Consider the following 19,211-nt stretch of genomic DNA (forward strand, 5'->3'; position numbering starts at 1 on the left):
TCTCTTTGATTAAAAATCTATTTGAAATTTTCAAGAAAGCCGGAGTTATAAGCTATTAAAATAGAAAAGGAAATCTATACCATGTATTTCATCGTATTTTTAACAAACATTACAAATATCTAAAACAAATTCCCTTTCATTGAATATTTCACAAAAACTGATGGAAAACACCTTATTATTAATACAAAAACTTCTATTTAAGACTCAATTTCAGTCATTTACACATCGCCAAATTACGGTTAAACCATAAAATTTGTGTATTTCATCGAGACAAAAAACCTCTTTATCTAAAAGTTTTGAAAACATTTTCTTACACAATCTTTTCAAAGTAAATTTGTTTCAAATAAGTTAATTACTTCATAAAGCCCCGAACTATGAAAACTATCTTTTTTACTTTAATTGTTTTATTTTCTTTTTCTAATATTAATGGTCAAGAACTTGCTAGCCAAAACTCTGAAACTAATACTATAAATATAGAAGCTTCAAAAACTGATTTTTTTCAAGCGCTTATAGAAAAGAATAATTTTGACATTAAAATAAAAAATAACAGAAAAGGGGTTTCTGTAAATACAAAAGGAGATTTTTACAACTTATTATTAGAAAAAAATGGTTTTCAGTCTAAACCAGTTATTACTACAAAATTAACAGATAATAACGATGTTAAGAAAGCTACCACAAAAGAAGCTGCTATTCTAGTCACTTTATTGCCTTAAAAGTGCAATTATTAATTGCTCGTGACACTCGTTAATCCTCATTATTTCTCTTTAAGTTAGAAGTTTGAATTCCTACTGACATACCTTTGTCATCATCGGCATCTATTTTTGTTTTAACATTTACCTAAAACAAAAAAAATGACAAACAAAAAATTTGAATCTTTTCCAGTTATTGGCATTTCTGTACGTACCAATAATCACAACCAGAATACATCAAAAGATATTGAGCAATTATGGGCTACTTTTATGAATGAAGGTATTATCAATAAAATCCCTCATAAATTAGACAATACCATATATGCCATTTATACTGATTATGAAAGTGATTATACTCAAGATTACACTTTAATCATAGGATGCAAGGTAGAGCATCTGGATACTATTCCAGAAGGAATGACCAGTACCACTGTACAAAAAGGTAATTATTCTCAATTTACGGCCAAAGGAGATGTTACAAAAGGTGCTATTTATGAAGAGTGGTTAAAAATCTGGCAAAGCGACTTAAACAGATCTTATACTACAGATTTTGAGGTTTATGGTATGAAAGCTCAAAATCCTCAGAATGCCGAAGTTGATATTTTTATAGCTCTTGAGTAAAATAAGTCAACAAAAACCTGATCGATTGCAAATATTAGGTCAGATTTTATTTTTATAATAAAGATGATATCATCGTTAAATAGGTTACGGTTGTTCATAATTTCGGGATTTAAAAGTTTATATTACCTTAATGTTTCTTCCAAAACATCAATGGCTTATGTTGATACTATTTTTGCAATAACAAATCATAAAATTCCAGAGCAAAATCACAAAATCTCTATAAAAAATTAAGATTCTTTTTCCTCTCACAACACACTCTTTATAGATTTAAAATTCAGACAACTAAGATTAGTAAGTAAATAATTTAAGGCAAAACCAGAAATTAATTTTTTTTGTGTATTTTTGGCGAAAATTCCCCAAAAAACTTAAAATAAAAAAAGTATTACAGGGTTAAAAAAACAGTATATAATTATTAAGAAAAGAGTTTAATCGATTTTAATGTCTAAGGTTTTTTAAACAAGTTATACCCCCATAAATATGTTTAACAACCCCATTATCCCAGTAAAAGATCTTATAATCATATTTAACTCCTGATTTATCGAATTAACATTTTTCGTAATCAAAAAAAGGATGCTTTACAGCATCCTTTTTCTATATAATAATTTTAAATATTGTTTTATTTTAAAGCTTTAGCCATTACATGATATCTTGGATCATCAATATCATGTTCAATAACACTTGCAAGTCTTGGTGAAGCTTTAATCATTAATACCTGGCACTCTTCGCTTAGGTGTTTTACTTTTACTTTTTTTCCAGCTTCTTCGTATTTCCCTACCAAATTAAAGATTGCTTCTAAGGCCGAGTGGTCACTTACACGAGATTCGATAAAATCAATTTCCACTCGCTCCGGATCATTAGCTATATCAAATTTATTATTAAATGCTTGTATACTTCCGAAGAAAAGAGGCCCCCATATTTCATATACTTTAGTTCCATCTTCACGAATATGTTTTCTTGCTCGAATACGTTTTGCATTCTCCCAAGCGAATACTAATGCCGACATGATTACCCCTGCAATCACAGCTACAGCAAGATCAAAAAATACAGTAAGCGAAGAAACCGCTATTAATACAATAGCATCTGGCAATGGTATTTTATTAAGTATTCTAAAACTCGACCAGGCAAAAGTACCGATCACTACCATAAACATTACTCCAACCAAGGCTGCAATAGGAACTTGCTCTATCAATCCAGAAGCAAATAGTATAAATAATAATAGGGTAACAGCAGCAACTATTCCTGATAATCGAGTACGACCACCTCCTTTAATATTAATAATAGATTGACCAATCATAGCACAACCACCCATTCCTCCAAAAAGCCCGGTCACAATATTAGCGCCTCCTTGAGCTAAACATTCTCTATTAGAGTTTCCTCTGGTCTCTGTTAATTCATCAATAAGATTAAGTGTCATTAATGATTCTATCAACCCTATAGCTGCCAGAATAATTGCATATGGCCCTATGAATCTAAATGTTTCCCAAGTCATTGGTATTTTATTAAAAATATCAAACTGAAATTGTGGCAAACTTCCTTTAAGACCTTCTCCTCCTCCGTCTCTAATAAAACTACCTACAGTAGCTACATCTAGTTTTCCTAAAATTACAATAGCAGAAACTACAATGATCCCTATTAATGCTTCTGGAAATTTAGAAGTTGCTTTGATCTTTGGGAGTCCCCACATTATCAACATCGTTAGCAATACCAACCCTAGCATTAACAATAAATTGTTTGTAGGTATCCATTTCTTGGCCTTACCTTTTTTCTTAATACTAAAAACCGTATTGTCTTCATAATTAAACACAACTTCTTTTGTGCTTAAATCAAACACCTGTCCATCATGAATAAGATATTTCCCTTCTTTGGATTGGATATCTTCAATTCGGTTGCTATCAAAGGTAAATACAGCTTGATTTGTTACTAAGTCATATACGCTATTATCTCTAACCTCATACTTCTTTTCGACCGATTCTGTTACATATTTATCATTCCCAAAAAGGTCTTTATCTCCTTCTTTAAACATTCCTAATTGTGAAAGAAAAATCACAATTGCCAGACCATTTACAAATCCCATCATTACAGGATGTGGTATCAATCTCACGAATTTACCAAGTTTAAATACTCCGGCAAGCATCTGGATAATACCCATCAAGATTACGGTTGCAAATAAATAATATAATCCTAATTCTTCTCCCGGTGCTCCCATTGCATTACCTTCTGCTACTAAACTTACCATTACAACAGCTAATGCTCCAGTCGCTCCAGAGATCATACCAGGACGTCCTCCAAAAATTGAAGTTATGAAACCAATCATAAAAGCAGCATACAACCCAACTAAAGGGTCTACTCCTGCTACAAATGCAAATGCAACAGCCTCAGGAACCAAAGCCAATGCTACAGTTAACCCAGATAAAATATCATTTTTGGCATTTGCCACTCTTTTTCTTACAAACTCAGTCATAATCAGCGTATTTTGAGGCTGCAAAAATACAGTTATTTTATGGCCTGACAAGCAAAATATTATTCTATTCTTTTTTCAAAAGTTAACTAAAACCTTATAGCAGGTTTTAAATCTTGAAATCTCATTATATTTAACCTCTCAAACAAATCAACCATGCAAAAAACTCTACTTCTCGTTAGCTTTCTTTTTCTAATATCCTGTAACACATCAAAAAAACAAACATCAGAAAACATAGATTTTACCACTACTTTTGAAAAAAGCAATGGAACAGAAACTCCAACCTATCCAGAAGTAATTGACTATTATCATAATCTGGCAAATACCTATCCTCAAATTGATATTAGAGAAATAGGTATGACAGATAGTGGCAACCCTTTACACCTAGTCACACTAAACCCTGATCAAGTTTTTGATTTTGAAAAGATTAAAAAGACAAAACGTATACTTCTTATCAATAATGGTATTCATCCGGGAGAAAGTGATGGTATTGATGCTACCATGTTACTCTTTAGAGATATTGTTCAAGGTACAATTAAAGCTCCAGAAAACACTGTTTTAGCAGCTATACCTGTATATAATATTGGAGGCGCATTAAATCGAAATTCTACTACCAGAACAAATCAAAACGGACCAAAAGCCTATGGTTTTAGAGGAAATGCCCGTAACTATGATCTTAACCGCGACTTTATCAAAAACGATACTAAGAATGCTCAAGCTTTTGCTACTATTTTTCATCTTGTACAACCCGATGTATTTATCGATAATCACGTAAGTAATGGAGCTGATTATCAATATACTTTAACTCATTTATTTACTCAACATAACAAACTTGGCAATAAACTGGGTAACTACTTACATACTGAAATGCATCCTCAATTAGAAACCTCTTTAAAAGAAAAAAACTGGGATATTACACCCTATGTAAATGTTTGGGGAACAACTCCAGATAAGGGATGGGGGCAGTTTATGGATTCTCCCAGATATTCTACAGGATATACTACATTATGGAATACTCTTGGAATGATGGTCGAAACGCATATGCTAAAACCTTATAAACCCAGAGTTGAAGGAACTTATGAATTAATGCGATCTATGATTGATATTACTGAAAAAGATGGTGATAAAATCAGGGCGCTACGTGAAAACGCATTTATAGATTTCCCAAAACAAAATACATATCCTGTACAATGGAAAACAGATACCTCCCAAGTAACTAAATTTCAATTTAAAGGGTATGAAGGTGAATTTATAGATAGCGAAATTACTGGAGTAAAGCGGTTAAAATACGATCAAAATAAACCGTATACCAGAGAGGTTTCTTATAAAAACTATTTCATTCCTACTACAGAAATTGTAATTCCAGAAGCATATGTAATCCCTCAAGGATGGTGGAGTATCCTCGATCCACTACAATTGAATCAAATAGAATTTCAGGTTTTAAAAAAGGATACAACTATTGCGGTTGAAGCATATCACATCAAAGATTATAAAAGCCGTAAGTCTCCTTTTGAAGGGCATTATTTGCATTATGGAACATCTGTAAATAAAAATAATGAGCATTTATCTTTTAAAAAAGGAGATATTCTCATCCCCACAAATCAAAAAGGTTTTAGGTATCTAATAGAAACCTTAGAACCAGAAGCTCCCGATTCTTTCTTTAACTGGAACTTTTTTGATACTATACTACAACAAAAAGAAGGATTCTCTCCATACGTATGGGAAGATAAAGCTTTAGAGTTATTACAAAATAACAATGAGTTAAAACTTAGGTTTGAGGAAAAGAAAAAAGATACAGCTTTTTCTAAAAACTGGTATGCACAGCTTGATTGGCTTCATAAGCAATCTGATAATTATGAAAAGGCACATCTAAGATACCCAGTATATCGAATTCTGAAATAAACCATCACAAGCTGTCCTTTTGGCCAAATTTATTGGCCAAAAGTTCCCATAATTCAGGATATCCATGGTCATATCCCAGTGCCCATACGCCTACTCCAGCTATTTTTTTATTCTTAATCCAATCGTATTTATAGGATAAGGAAAGACTATCATCAAACCATAATTGTCTTATCTCTTTATTTTGATTGTCGATCAAATAACTACTATAACTAGCAGTATCATAATGTACTTTATATTTTTTTGTACTGATCTGCTCCTTTATAGTATTATATAAATTGTGATCAATAAACTTTTTGACTTTTCCAGGTACATTATTATTTTGAGTCTGCCATTTGGCTCCATAATAAGGAAAACCAACAATCAATTTTTTTTTAGTAACACCTTTATTTATATAATAATCCACCGAAGCTTCGACACTTTTTGAGCCCCATTTCTCACTACTTATCAATGGAGATACTGGCCCAGCATGTTTACTAAATCCTCCATAATAATCATATCCCATCAATGTATAAAAATCAATATATGGATCTATTAATTTTATATCAAAAATCTTATGATAATCCACAGCATACAATGCAATGGATATCATATAATCAGAGTTCTGGGTTTTTAACTCTTTGGATAATTCGATTACAAAATCATTAAATACTTTTCTTGTTTTAGAAGAAACCCCTTCAAAATCAATGTTAACGCCATCTGCTTCTCTATACTTAATTAAAGAACTTAAACTATCTATTAATGTTTTTCGAGCCTTGGGATTATTTAGCAAAACTTCATTGTCTTTTGCTCCAAAATTAGATACACTAAGAAATACTTTGCAATTATTTACTTTGGCACTATCGACTAGGGCTGTAGTTTTCCACTGATGAATATCTTTATAACTCCCCGTTTGAGGATTGACTATATATGAAAAATAAGAAACTCCCCATAACAATGAAAAATTATAACTTTTATACGCAGAACCTTTTGAATATAAATGCCATCCAAAAGTTTTAAAATCATTATGAACTCTATACTTAGATGCAGATTTAGAATTTAGGATTATTTTATTTAAACTATCCCATTGTTTTTCACTAGTAAAATTCTTGTTAGAAAATTGTTGATGATGTAAAAATCCAGGCCCTATATAATTAGAAATCGAATCCTCAGTATCAATCTCTGTTTTACTTATATTTTTTTTCTTGTTGGTACAGGAATATATTGTGATAATTAAAAAAGAAATCACGAGCAATTTAATCCTCATAGTTATTAGGTTTTAAAAGAGTATTAACAAGTCTTAGAAATTCTTGTCTTGGCTAAATCATTATAAACTATGCCAGATAATCTAGAGAAAACAATTGTCGGATATTAGCATAGGAATCTTGCAAGGCTTTTTTAGCTTTCCTTTTACCTTTCCATTTCACCTTCATTATACCTTCTTCTTTTTGAGGAACTAATTTTCCATTAAAATCTGTTTTCATCTCGAACCAGTATGTCACTTTTAATCTAAACTCGCCACTTCTTTTAAAAACATGAAAAGATTTATATAAAAACTTTGTTATCTCCAGCCCGTTTACACCTGTTTCTTCTTCTACTTCGCGCAAAGCTGCTGTTTCCATATCCTCTTTTTTTTCTGCTTTTCCTTTTGGCAGATCCCACTTCCCATTGCGATGAATAAATAAAATTTCTTTATTAGCATTGTACACTTTGCCACCTCCAGCTAATACCACAGGAAGTTTAGTATATAAATGCTCCATCAGTTTATCTTCGTTTTTATGATAGAAATGATATTTAGCTTCTTCTCCTGAAGTTTCTTTACTAAGGATATCTCTAATAATTTCAGGAAAATCGACCTCTTTAACAGGTAAAGTTTTATAACCATTGATGGTCTTTTTTGTAGAAAGAATAATAGGCGTATTATTCACAAAAACTTTATACATTTGCAACTATGATTTTTGACAAAAATACGGCAAAAAAAACCGCTGAATTATTATTGCAAATTAACGCAATTAAATTACAACCACAAGAACCTTTTACTTGGGCTTCTGGCTGGAAATCTCCAATCTATTGTGATAATCGCATCACCCTTTCTTATCCGGTGATACGAAATTACTTACGAGAAAACCTTGCCAACTTCATTGTAGAAAAATACGGAAAACCTGATGTCATCGCAGGTGTTGCTACTGGAGCAATTGGAATAGGAATGCTTGTTGCTGAACAATTAAACCTTCCTTTTATCTATGTTCGTCCAGAGGCAAAAAAACACGGTAGAAAAAACCAGATTGAAGGGATTGTACCTGCTGGTAAAAATGTTGTGGTAGTAGAAGATTTAATCAGTACTGGAAAAAGTAGTTTAAATGCGGTAAAAGCTTTAAAAGAAGCCAATGCAAATGTAAAAGGAATGGTAGCTATCTTTAATTATGGTTTTGATATTGCTTCAAAAAACTTTGAAGAAGCGGCATTATCTTTGCATACTCTAAGTAATTACGAAAACCTTCTGGAACAAGCTTTGGACACAAGCTATATCACAGAAGATCAACAAGAAACACTACAAAGCTGGAGAATTAATCCCGCTGAGTGGAATCAATAATTTTTAAAACTGCTATGAATTTAGAAAGCCCTACAGTTACCGTAGAAAAAACGCCTGAAGAAGTATTTCAATTTTTAACTAAAGTTGAAAATTTTGAAGAATTAATGCCTGAAAGCAAACAAAATTTTGAAAAAATAAACGACTCACGGTTTCTTTTTCAATTAAAAGGAATGCCAGAAATTGTTTTGGAACAAAAGGATAGTACTGCTAATAGTCAAGTGGTATTAGGTGCTGCTAGTGATAAATTACCATTTACATTAATTGCAGATATTGTTGATTTAGGTGATGGAAAAAGTACAACAAAACTTACTTTTGACGGAAAATTTAATGCAATGATGGCAATGATGATTAAAAATCCTATTCAGAATTTCATCAATACTTTAAGTGAAAATATTTCAAAAATATAACTAGTACAATAGTTTTATTTCTTTAAGATCAAAATCTTGGATGATTTCATCCTCTAAAAGGATCTGCAACTTTCCTTCGATCGTTACAGCTTGAATAATTCCAACAAAAGAATCACCCTTTACATCTATAAATGTAGAGGGTTTATTTTTTCTAAAAAGAAGTCCTTCATACTCTTTTTTTAGATTCTCAAAATTCGACATTTGTAATCGTTCAAATCTAATTTTTAAATTTTCTAAGATAAGATGTAATACCTCTTCAATATTAAAACTCTTACCTAGAATCTGTTTTAATGACCCAGCTTGTGGGAGATTATCAAAATGTAATTGGTTAATATTAATTCCTGCTCCTATTATTATACCAGTCAATCTGCCATTTTTAACCACATTTTCAATCAAGATACCACATATCTTTAATTTATCTGACAGAATGTCGTTAGGCCATTTTATAGATAATTTTGGTACTAACAAACTTTGCAATGCATCATAAATAGCTAAAGAAGTAGTCATAGAAATATAGAATTGATCAGATAACTTAACACCATCAACAGGCATAAACACACTACAAGTCAGGTTTTCTCCTGGATTACTTTGCCAGACCGTACCCATTTGCCCTTTTCCAGCTAATTGCTCTTGGGCTGTTACACAAACTGGTTCTAAAAGGTTTTTTTGACGATGAAGTTCTCTCAGAAAAATATTTGTAGAGTCAATGGCATCAACTTTGATTATATGCATGTAATTCAAGGTGTAAAAGTTTCACAAATGTCCTTTAATACGGACATTAAAAAGATAAAAAGTAATAACTTTACACAAATTAAAAAAATGCATGACTAAAAAAGAAATTAGTGCTGATCAATTAATAACTCAAATTATTAGAGGTATTGAAGAAGTAAAAGGTAATGACATCAATATATTGGATTTACGAGAAATCGAAAACACTGTATGTAGTTACTTTGTTATTTGTAATGGAACTTCTAATACTCAGGTAAATGCAATCGTAAATTCCATCCAGAAAACAGTAAGCAAAGAACTTAAGGATAAACCATGGCATGTTGAAGGTAGCGAAAATGCAGAGTGGGTATTAATAGATTATGTAAACGTAGTGGTTCATGTTTTCCAAAAACACATACGAGAATTCTATGATATAGAAGGTTTGTGGGGAGATGCAAAAACTACGATTATTCAAACAAATTATTAAGTTTAAGACAATCGCTAAATGGCTAAAGACAATAAAAAAATAGAACCAAATAAAAAACCAAAATTTAATGCATATTGGATTTATGCGATTATTATTGTTGGTTTTCTAGTATTGAACTTCATGGGAGGAAGCGGATGGGGCTCAGCTCCAAAAACAACTCCTTCTGATTTTCAAAGCTTTTTAAGTAATGGTGAAGTAGATAAAGTAGTAATACTAAACAAACGAGAAGCCAAAGTCTTTTTAACTGCCGAAGCTAAAAGTCTTGAAAAACACCAGAAAAAGAAAGGTAAATCAATATTACCAGCAGGACCTAATGAACCTGATTATCAATTTGAGTTTGGAGATTTACAAAATTTTGAAAATCAAATCGCCAAGGTTAAAGAAGATAATGGCTTAGGAACCCAAGTAATTTATGACACTGAAAGTAATGTATGGGGTGAAATCTTTATCACTCTATTACCATTTGCATTGATTATCGGGGTATGGATATTTATTATGCGACGTATGAGTGGTGGTGCCGGAGGCGGTGCCGGAGGACAAATATTTAACATAGGTAAATCCAAAGCAAAACTATTTGATCAAAATACAGAAGTAAAAGTATCTTTTGAAAATGTAGCAGGACTTGAAGGAGCAAAAGAAGAAGTTCAAGAGATTGTAGACTTCTTAAAAAATCCAGAAAAATATACTTCTCTTGGTGGTAAAATACCTAAGGGAGCATTATTAGTAGGACCTCCAGGTACTGGTAAGACATTACTAGCAAAAGCTGTTGCTGGTGAAGCTAAAGTGCCTTTTTTCTCACTATCAGGATCTGATTTTGTTGAAATGTTTGTAGGTGTTGGAGCTTCTAGAGTTCGTGACCTATTCAAACAAGCCAAAGAAAAATCTCCTGCAATCATATTTATTGATGAGATTGATGCTATTGGTAGAGCAAGAGGTAAAAGCAATTTCTCAGGATCTAATGATGAAAGAGAAAATACTTTAAATCAACTTTTAACAGAAATGGATGGTTTTGGCACTAATACAAATGTAATTGTCATTGCTGCAACCAACAGAGCTGATGTGTTAGATAAAGCATTAATGAGAGCAGGGCGTTTTGATCGTCAGATTTATGTAGATCTACCAGATATCAGAGAACGTAAAGAAATTTTTGATGTTCATTTAAAACCTCTTAAAAAGGTTGAAAACGAACTTGATACAGATTTTATGGCAAAACAAACTCCTGGATTCTCAGGAGCTGATATTGCTAATGTATGTAATGAAGCCGCTTTAATAGCTGCCAGAAAAGGAAATAAAGCAGTTGGTAAACAAGATTTTCTAGATGCTGTCGACAGGATTGTTGGTGGATTAGAGAAAAAGAATAAAATCATTACTCCAGATGAAAAACGTGCAATTGCATTTCACGAAGCTGGACACGCAACGGTTAGCTGGATGCTGGAACATGCAGCTCCTTTGGTTAAAGTAACCATTGTTCCTAGAGGACAATCTTTAGGTGCTGCCTGGTATTTACCAGAAGAAAGACTAATTGTTAGACCTAATCAGATGCTTGATGAAATGTGTGCTGCTCTTGGTGGGCGTGCTGCAGAAAAAGTAATATTTAATGAAATATCTACAGGAGCACTTAGTGACCTGGAAAAAGTTACTAAACAAGCTAGAGCTATGGTAACCGTATATGGATTAAATGATAAAGTTGGTAATCTAACATATTATGATTCTTCTGGACAAAGTGAATACAATTTCACCAAACCATACAGTGAGCAAACCAGCGAATTAATCGACAAAGAAATTTCTAATATTATTGAAACCCAATATAAACGTGCTATTGATCTTTTAGAGAAGCATAAAGACAAGCTTACTCAGCTTGCAGAGGTTTTGTTAGAAAAAGAAGTTATTTTTAAGGACAATCTCGAGATAATATTTGGAGAAAGACCTTTTGGTAAACCCGAAGAAACTATAGTTGAGCCATCATAAACGCTCAATAAATTTTACTAGTAAAATGAAAAATCTTAGCCTAAGAGAAAATTAGGTTAAGATTTTTTTTATCTTTGGTAGTAATGTAAAATTGTAACCTGGATCCAAATCTATAAAATGAGTCTATTTAGAAGATTATTTTCCTCAAAATCTAAATCAGACCAAAAGAGTAAGGAACGTCACGTAGAAGATCGCAGTAAGTACATGCCAGAAATTAATCTCCCGATAGACGAAAGTTTCATGATTAATTTCAAAAGAAATGGTGGTAAATTTTTGTACTGTGATAATGATGCCGAAGTTCAAGACTCTTTTGACAAAATACTATTAGAAAATGATTGGTATGAAAAAGATGTGTGTTGTTTTGAAATAGGCTTAGAACATAAATTCTCAGGCTATAATCTCAATTTTACAAAAAAAACTCCTGCATCATTCTTTTTTGCTACTTGTGAATATTTGATAGCGGATAGCGGATCCATTCTTATCTCTTCAAACCAACTAAGAGAAAAAAAATTAACCGAATTACCAGATAGTTTTATAATATTAGCTGCTACCAGTCAACTGGTTAAAAGTATTGGAGAAGGTTTAAAAGGAATTAAGGAAAAAAACAAAAACTCAATCCCTTCAAATATTACCACAATTAAAAACTTCGAACCGCAAAAAGAAAAAGACTTCTTAAGCTATGGAAGTAGCTCAAAAAATCTATATTTGCTGCTGCTGGAAGATTTATAATATGAAGGAACTGCTCACACGGTCATTGTCGGGTTTTTTGTACGTCTCGATACTACTAATTTCTATATTTATTTCTAAATACACTTTTATCGGAGTATTTCTTGTTTTTGGGCTATTATGCATTTATGAGTTTCAAAAACTAATTCATTTAAAGAACAAACGTTTATATCTAATTTTTGTTCTATTTCTGGCAGGTCTTCATTATTTTGAAAATCAATTATACGTAACACTGCCAATATTAATTCTAACTATTATTACCGAATTATTTTTAGTTAAAGATCTAGTGACCATTCGCATTATACCAATGTTTGAAAAAAGAAAATATTTAACCAGCATTTTCTATCTGATCACATCTATCGTTTTTCTCACCTTAATACCCAATTATAATGGCACCTATCAACCTATTATTGTAGCAGGAGCCCTTTTAATGATATGGACTAACGATACTTTTGCTTATCTGGTAGGAAAGAATTTTGGAAAACATAAATTATTAGAACGCATCTCTCCAAAAAAGACAATCGAAGGTTTTATAGGAGGGTTTCTTTTTACTTTATTAGCCGGATACTTAATTTCTATTTTTACAGATACATTATCTACAACCATTTGGTTGATTATAAGCTTTATTATGAGTATTTTTGGTACTCTAGGAGATTTGATACAATCAAAATTTAAAAGACAAGCCGGAGTTAAAGATAGTGGCTCCATAATGCCTGGACATGGTGGAATTTTTGATCGACTAGACAGTATAATTTTTGCCAGTCCGTTTTTATATGCATTTTTACAAATTTTAAAGTATGTTCCATAAAGAAGGATATAAAATCATATCAATTGCAATTGTAATTTTTCTAGGTGTTAATGTAGCCTCATATGTTGCTATTCAACCAGAAGAATGGATTGCTTCCATATTTTTGATCACATTAGTGTTTCTTATCTTAATCTTACAGTTTTTTAGAAATCCTGAAAGAAAAACCAAAATCGATGATCATACAGTTGTAGCTCCAGTAGACGGTAAAGTTGTTGTTATCGAAGAAGTTTTTGAAAAAGAATATTTCAATGAAAAAAGGCTTCAAGTTTCTATATTTATGTCTCCTATCAATGTTCATGTAACGAGACATCCTATAAATGGAGAAGTATTATTTAGCAAATATCATCCTGGAAAATATCTTGTTGCCTGGCATCCTAAGGCCTCTGAAGAAAATGAAAGAACCACGGTAGTAGTTAAAAACAACAATGTTCAAGTGCTTTACAGACAGATTGCCGGTGCTTTAGCTAAACGAATCGTAAATTATGCAGAAGAAGGTGAAAAAGTAACACAAGGATCTGATAGTGGATTTATAAAATTTGGTTCTAGAGTTGATGTCTTTCTACCTGTAGGAACAAAATTAAACGTGTCTTTAAATCAAAAAGTGCGAGGAGGCGAAAACATTATTGCCCATGTATAATTATGACCGAAGAAGAATTAAATACCGCCTTCGAAAAAGCTTTTGAAAGAGCTTGTAACACAAAAATACAGTTGCCACCTGATATTATGCTTCATTTGTATGCTTATTACAAGCATGCTATACATAATCAAGGTTTTTACACTCCTTCTGGAGATAGTGAATTAAGAAATGCCTTTAAACTCAATGCTCTTTTTCAAGTTAAGGATCTCTCTCATAAAGAAGCAAAGTTAAAATATATAGAATTAGTAAATAAGTATATTACAGATATATAACTTATTCGTTTTATCGTTTTACGCACCGAAACAACTCATATAAAAAAGGTGTTTTGATATGATCAAAACACCTTTTTCACACCTGAATAATTTTATTTTAATCTTACTAATTTTGCAAACCTGCAAGACTTGATTTTATTGTAGCTATTTTGGCCTCTGCATCAGCTTCTTTCTTTCTCTCGTTAGCAATAACCTGCTCTGGTGCATTATTCACAAAACGCTCGTTCTGTAGTTTCTTCTGTACAGATTTCAAAAAACCTTCTGTATACGATAACTCATCCGTAAGTTTTTTAACCTCTTCTTCAACATTAATTGCTCCCGAAATCGGAATAAAATACTCATTAGATCGAACCCTGAAAGAAAGTGCTCCTTCTACTTTTTCTTCTACATAGCTCAAAGAAGCCAGGTTTCCTAGTTTAGAAATAACAGCATCAAAAGTTGTATTTACTTTTTCACTATTCAATATAGATAACTCTATAGTTTCTTTAAATGATATATTTTTCTCTTTTCGAATCGTTCTAATACCCGAAACCACTTCAGAAGCCACTTCAAACTCGTTAATCAAATCGAGATTAACTGATTTTGTTTTTGGCCAGCTAGAAATAATTAACGCTTCTTCTGATGTTCTTCCTTTAATTTGCTGCCATATTTCTTCAGAGATAAAAGGAACAAAAGGGTGCAATATTTTTAAGTTATTCTCTAGAATCTCAATAATATCACTGTAGGTTTTTGCATCAATAGGACTTTGATAAGCTGGTTTAACCATTTCTAACAACCAACTACAAAAATCATCCCATATAAGCTTATATGTAGTCATAAGCGCATCACTAATTCGATACTTAGCATAACTATCTTCAAGCTCTAATAGTGCTTGCTGAAATCTGGATTTATACCAATCTATCGCAATTCTAGAGGCTTCTGGCTGTTCTATTTCCTGATTAACCTCCCACCCTAAAATAAGCCTGGAAGCATTGAATATTTTATTTACAAAAGCACTTCCTTGTTTACATAAATCTTCATCAAACATCAGGTCATTACCCGCTGGAGAACTCAATAACATCCCAACTCGAATACCATCTGCGCCATATTGATCAATTAAATCTAACGGATCGGGAGAATTACCAAGAGATTTAGACATTTTACGTCTTTGCTTATCTCTCACGATTCCGGTGAGATAAACATTTGTAAAAGGCTTTTCATTTCTATATTCATATCCAGCAATGATCATTCGCGCTACCCAGAAAAACAAAATCTCTGGTGCAGTAACAAGATCATTCGTAGGATAATAATAATTAACCTCTTCATTATCTGGCTCCAAAATACCGTTAAATACAGTTATAGGCCATAACCAGGAAGAAAACCAAGTATCTAATGCATCTGGATCTTGAGTTAAATCATCGATTGATAAAGAAGCATTACCTGATTTTTCTTTAGCTAACACCAAAGCCTCTTCCTTACTCTCTGCTACTACAAAATCTTCTTTTTTATCCCCATAATAATAAGCTGGTATCTGATGTCCCCACCATAATTGGCGAGAGATGTTCCAATCTCTCACATTTTCCATCCAGTGGCGATACGTATTCAAAAACTTCTCTGGCACCAGATTAACATCTTGATCCAATACCGCATCTAATGCAGGTTTGGCCAATCCTTCCATTTTAAGAAACCATTGATCACTTAGTTTAGGTTCTATTACAGCTTTAGTACGTTCACTTGTACCAACTTTATTAAGATGTGTTTCTGTTTTTTCAAGAGCTCCAATAGATTCTAATTCTTTCACTATCTCTTTTCGAACTACAAAACGATCCTTTCCTTCATAATGCAATCCATAAGAGTTTAGCGTTGCATCATCATTAAAGATATCTACCACTTCTAAATTATGCTTATCTCCTAACACTTTATCATTAGGATCATGAGCTGGAGTAACTTTAAGACACCCCGTTCCAAATTCTACATCCACATATTCATCCTCAATAATTGGAATCACACGATTAGCAATTGGTATAATTGCTTTTTTACCCTTAAGATGTGTAAATCGTTCATCATTAGGGTTAATACAAATAGCTGTATCCCCCATAATTGTTTCTGGACGAGTTGTAGCAATAGTTAAAGTATCTTCGCTACCTTCTATTTTATATTTTAAATAGTATAGATTTCCTTGTTTTTCTTCATGAATCACTTCTTCATCAGACAACGTGGTTTGAGCTTGAGGATCCCAATTCACCATCCTATACCCTCTATAGATCAATCCTTTATTATAAAGATCTACAAAAACCTTAATAACAGAAGCAGACAGATTGTCATCCATAGTAAAAGCAGTTCTTTCCCAATCACAAGATGCTCCCAACTTTTTTAATTGTTCAAGAATGATCCCTCCATGCTTATGAGTCCACTCCCAGGCATGTTCCAGAAATTGTTCTCTGGTAAGATCATTTTTATCAATCCCTTCTTCTTTTAATTTAGCAACCACTTTAGCTTCTGTAGCAATAGATGCATGATCCGTTCCCGGAACCCAACAGGCGTTGTAACCCTTAAGACGAGCTCTTCTGATTAAAACATCCTGTATGGTATTATTAAGCATATGACCCATATGAAGAACTCCTGTGACATTAGGTGGAGGAATTACTATTGAATATGCTTCTCTTTCATCAACTTCAGAATGAAAATAATTGTTATCCATCCAGTAGTTATACCATTTTTCTTCTACCGATTTTGCATCATATTTTTCCGATAAAGCCATACTTTGGTCTGGTTTTTGAAATTTGAAGTGCAAAAGTACTTATTAAAGTACGAAGTATGAAGTACTAATTTAGAAATATTACGATGTTTTATAGGGTATAACAATATTATTAAGACAAGATATACAAACTAAGATCTATATTATCAGAATCTTAATAATCTATTACTTTATAAATCTTATGTAATAATTTAGAGTTAAATACGTTTTTACTTCTGAAATTTCCGCTTAGTAGTTATAGTGGTAATTTTGAAGTTGGGTAAAAAGTAAGTACTTTTACGTTTAACAAAAACCTACATTATGAGAAAAGTAATGATGATTCTATTTATTGGCTTCTTGGGAACAACCCTACAAGCACAAGATAAGGCAAAAATAGAATTTAAAAACGATGTTATTGATTATGGTGAAATTGCTAAAGGCAGTAATGGCGTTCGTCAATTTGAATTTACAAACACAGGAAATGCGCCTTTGGTTATTTCTAAGGTATCCTCAAGTTGTGGATGCACCATTCCTAAAAAACCAGAAGAACCTATTGCTCCAGGAGCAACAGGGATCATAGAAGTAAAATATGACACCAAAAGAGTTGGACCATTTCGCAAAACAATATCGGTATACACCAATGCTGGTGAAATGCCGAAACCTATAAAAATCAAAGGAACTGTCTTAGATAATACTAAGAGTGTTTTGGAGAAAAAGAATTAAAAAAAATAACTTTTTAGAAAAAAAGGTTTTGTCATTTGACAAAACCTTTTTTTTGAATGGTATATTGTTAGACTAGATTACTTTTTTAAGATAGAACACATATTCTATTTCTACACCTAATCGTTCTATTTTAATTTTGATCCTTTTACCCTCATTAGAATAAAATAAATCATTAAGATCCGATAATTTATATCGATACGCATTTTTACCGTTTATAGCCAATACAACATCTCCTTTTTTTAGTCCGGCAATATCAGCTGGTGAATCTGGCCGTACATCTGCAATTTCATATTTAGGTTTTAAACTATATAGTAAGGAATATTCTCTTTGTCCAACAACAGATTTAATATTCCCGTTTGATTCTTTTTCTATCTTAAAAGTGGATTTTTTAGGCGTTGTCTTACTATATTTTTTTACCAAATGCTGACCAGAATGCTGAATACTTAATCCACTCATATTATAATAAAATCGCTTATAGAACGAATTGTTTTTCTTGAAAGAGATTTTCTGATTAGGATAATCCACTATCAAATTAAACTTTCTTAAAACACTACCTCCAATAGATCCTTGTCTATTATCTACAGATATTCCTTTAATATAAATCGAGTCTGGAAAAGAAGTAGTAACGTCTTTCATCACAAAATCTCCTATACTAAAACTACTAATCTTAGAACGGCGGCCATAAATATCCCCGCTAAAACCTTTTCCTAAAAAGTCTTCAAATGAATTTTGTGGTGCTTTTATCCCTAATTCTTCGTTTTCAAACAACCATAAAGCAGAACCAGATCCCGTATCAATCAATAAATTTAGATTCATCATCCCTTTTTCGGTCTTATGTTTTACATCCATAAAAGGTCGTTTTCCATCTATCAATCTTAAGTTAGGTCTATAGCATTTTTTACATTTTTTATAATTATAGAATTTAGGGTCATTTACTGTTAATACTTCTCTAGAGTAATTAATATCTAATATGAATTTTTTAAAAAAATCATATCCAATAATTCCATGAACCGGAAATCCCATTCTGGAAGAAAAATCAATTGATTCATCAAATATCAAAAATACTGTATGATCACTACTTATAGATTTTCCAATTTTCAATTCATTATTAATAGACTTCACAGCTTCAACGGGAGCTTCATCTCCCAAGCCTCGGATATAAATCTTAGAAGCGTTCTTTAACTCCAGAGTATTTCTATCCTCTAGACTAAAAATAATAGTCGCACTGACACCTGTATCTAAAATAAATGAAAGCTCTACTCCGTTTAGAACAACGGGAATTATAATAAGGTTATTAGCCAGTTCAAACTTTATTTTTTCTTTCTTCACACCATGCGGAAGCCTAAAACCTCCCTGAGCTATCAGTGAATAATTTAAAAATAAAAACAGAAATGGGACTAAAACCTTACTTTTAGGAAAATGATAAAATTTCAATATTAAAATCTTCATTCTGCTAAATATAAAAAAATAGTTAAAAAAATCGTCTTATTTAACGATCTATTCTTAAATAATTTAAGAAA

18 protein-coding genes are annotated in these 19,211 nt (G+C 32.0%); 12 read left to right on the plus strand and 6 right to left on the minus strand.

All coding sequences use genetic code 11. The features are described from left to right. The first annotated feature begins 374 nt into the window (after positions 1–374). Positions 375–713, plus strand: a complete 339-nt coding sequence (locus tag U0D62_RS01310; protein WP_322193394.1) for a hypothetical protein — start codon at positions 375–377, stop codon at positions 711–713. 138 nt (positions 714–851) lie between these two features. Beyond that, on the plus strand, positions 852–1,310 hold the full coding sequence (locus U0D62_RS01315) for a GyrI-like domain-containing protein (RefSeq protein WP_322193395.1): 459 nt from the start codon (positions 852–854) through the stop codon (positions 1,308–1,310). 616 nt (positions 1,311–1,926) lie between these two features. On the opposite strand, the gene U0D62_RS01320 is transcribed toward U0D62_RS01315, so the two are convergent. Next, the gene (locus U0D62_RS01320) at positions 1,927–3,771 is read right to left on the minus strand and encodes a SulP family inorganic anion transporter (RefSeq protein ID WP_322193396.1); all 1,845 of its coding nucleotides are present in this window, start codon (positions 3,769–3,771) and stop codon (positions 1,927–1,929) included. Between the two features lie 153 nt (positions 3,772–3,924). On the opposite strand from U0D62_RS01320, the gene U0D62_RS01325 reads away from it, so the two are divergent. Continuing rightward, on the plus strand, positions 3,925–5,670 hold the full coding sequence (locus U0D62_RS01325) for a M14 family metallopeptidase (protein ID WP_322193397.1): 1,746 nt from the start codon (positions 3,925–3,927) through the stop codon (positions 5,668–5,670). Positions 5,671–5,674: 4 nt separating this feature from the next. Here U0D62_RS01325 and U0D62_RS01330 read toward each other — a convergent pair whose 3' ends face one another. Together U0D62_RS01330 and U0D62_RS01335 are read right to left on the minus strand one after the other, a co-directional pair. Beyond that, positions 5,675–6,913 (minus strand): glycoside hydrolase family 18 protein, encoded by a 1,239-nt coding sequence (locus tag U0D62_RS01330; protein ID WP_322193398.1) that lies wholly within the window; start codon positions 6,911–6,913, stop codon positions 5,675–5,677. Between the two features lie 67 nt (positions 6,914–6,980). After that, positions 6,981–7,589, minus strand: coding sequence for an NUDIX hydrolase (locus tag U0D62_RS01335; protein WP_322193399.1), 609 nt, complete (start codon positions 7,587–7,589; stop codon positions 6,981–6,983). Positions 7,590–7,597: 8 nt separating this feature from the next. On the opposite strand from U0D62_RS01335, the gene pyrE reads away from it, so the two are divergent. Then, positions 7,598–8,239: an orotate phosphoribosyltransferase gene (gene pyrE, locus U0D62_RS01340; protein WP_322193401.1), complete on the plus strand. Its 642-nt coding sequence runs from the start codon at positions 7,598–7,600 to the stop codon at positions 8,237–8,239. A 14-nt stretch (positions 8,240–8,253) separates the two neighbouring features. After that, on the plus strand, positions 8,254–8,646 hold the full coding sequence (locus U0D62_RS01345) for an SRPBCC family protein (RefSeq protein ID WP_322193402.1): 393 nt from the start codon (positions 8,254–8,256) through the stop codon (positions 8,644–8,646). Here U0D62_RS01345 and U0D62_RS01350 read toward each other — a convergent pair whose 3' ends face one another. Beyond that, positions 8,647–9,378 carry a biotin--[acetyl-CoA-carboxylase] ligase gene (locus tag U0D62_RS01350; RefSeq protein ID WP_322193403.1) on the minus strand — a complete coding sequence of 244 codons (732 nt, stop codon included), beginning with the start codon at positions 9,376–9,378 and terminating at the stop codon, positions 8,647–8,649. It abuts the gene before it with no gap. Positions 9,379–9,469: 91 nt separating this feature from the next. Between U0D62_RS01350 and rsfS the strand changes: the two genes are divergently transcribed. The 6 genes from rsfS (at position 9,470) to U0D62_RS01380 (ending at position 14,252) form a co-directional block, all read left to right on the plus strand. Then, entirely contained in the window at positions 9,470–9,841 is a 372-nt protein-coding gene (gene rsfS / locus U0D62_RS01355) for a ribosome silencing factor (protein ID WP_322193404.1), read from the plus strand. Between the two features lie 18 nt (positions 9,842–9,859). Next, on the plus strand, positions 9,860–11,809 hold the full coding sequence (gene ftsH / locus U0D62_RS01360; RefSeq protein WP_322193405.1) for an ATP-dependent zinc metalloprotease FtsH: 1,950 nt from the start codon (positions 9,860–9,862) through the stop codon (positions 11,807–11,809). Between the two features lie 117 nt (positions 11,810–11,926). Then, positions 11,927–12,538 carry an LUD domain-containing protein gene (locus tag U0D62_RS01365; RefSeq protein ID WP_322193406.1) on the plus strand — a complete coding sequence of 204 codons (612 nt, stop codon included), beginning with the start codon at positions 11,927–11,929 and terminating at the stop codon, positions 12,536–12,538. 1 nt (position 12,539) lies between these two features. Continuing rightward, on the plus strand, positions 12,540–13,343 hold the full coding sequence (locus U0D62_RS01370; RefSeq protein ID WP_322193407.1) for a phosphatidate cytidylyltransferase: 804 nt from the start codon (positions 12,540–12,542) through the stop codon (positions 13,341–13,343). Then, positions 13,333–13,980 (plus strand): phosphatidylserine decarboxylase family protein, encoded by a 648-nt coding sequence (locus U0D62_RS01375; protein ID WP_322193408.1) that lies wholly within the window; start codon positions 13,333–13,335, stop codon positions 13,978–13,980. Before U0D62_RS01370 ends, U0D62_RS01375 begins: the two co-directional genes overlap by 11 nt. Positions 13,981–13,982: 2 nt before the next feature. Continuing rightward, the gene (locus tag U0D62_RS01380) at positions 13,983–14,252 is read left to right on the plus strand and encodes an acyl-CoA-binding protein (RefSeq protein WP_322193409.1); all 270 of its coding nucleotides are present in this window, start codon (positions 13,983–13,985) and stop codon (positions 14,250–14,252) included. A 106-nt stretch (positions 14,253–14,358) separates the two neighbouring features. Here the strand turns inward: U0D62_RS01380 and U0D62_RS01385 are convergent, their stop codons facing one another. Then, on the minus strand, positions 14,359–16,992 hold the full coding sequence (locus U0D62_RS01385; RefSeq protein ID WP_322193410.1) for a valine--tRNA ligase: 2,634 nt from the start codon (positions 16,990–16,992) through the stop codon (positions 14,359–14,361). A gap of 297 nt (positions 16,993–17,289) precedes the next feature. On the opposite strand from U0D62_RS01385, the gene U0D62_RS01390 reads away from it, so the two are divergent. Further along, positions 17,290–17,691: a DUF1573 domain-containing protein gene (locus U0D62_RS01390; RefSeq protein WP_322193411.1), complete on the plus strand. Its 402-nt coding sequence runs from the start codon at positions 17,290–17,292 to the stop codon at positions 17,689–17,691. Positions 17,692–17,763: 72 nt separating this feature from the next. Here the strand turns inward: U0D62_RS01390 and U0D62_RS01395 are convergent, their stop codons facing one another. Continuing rightward, positions 17,764–19,140 (minus strand): aspartyl protease family protein, encoded by a 1,377-nt coding sequence (locus tag U0D62_RS01395; protein WP_322193413.1) that lies wholly within the window; start codon positions 19,138–19,140, stop codon positions 17,764–17,766. Positions 19,141–19,211 lie beyond the last annotated feature (71 nt).

The organism is Aquimarina callyspongiae (genome assembly GCF_034322225.1).
Lineage (GTDB): Bacteria > Bacteroidota > Bacteroidia > Flavobacteriales > Flavobacteriaceae > Aquimarina.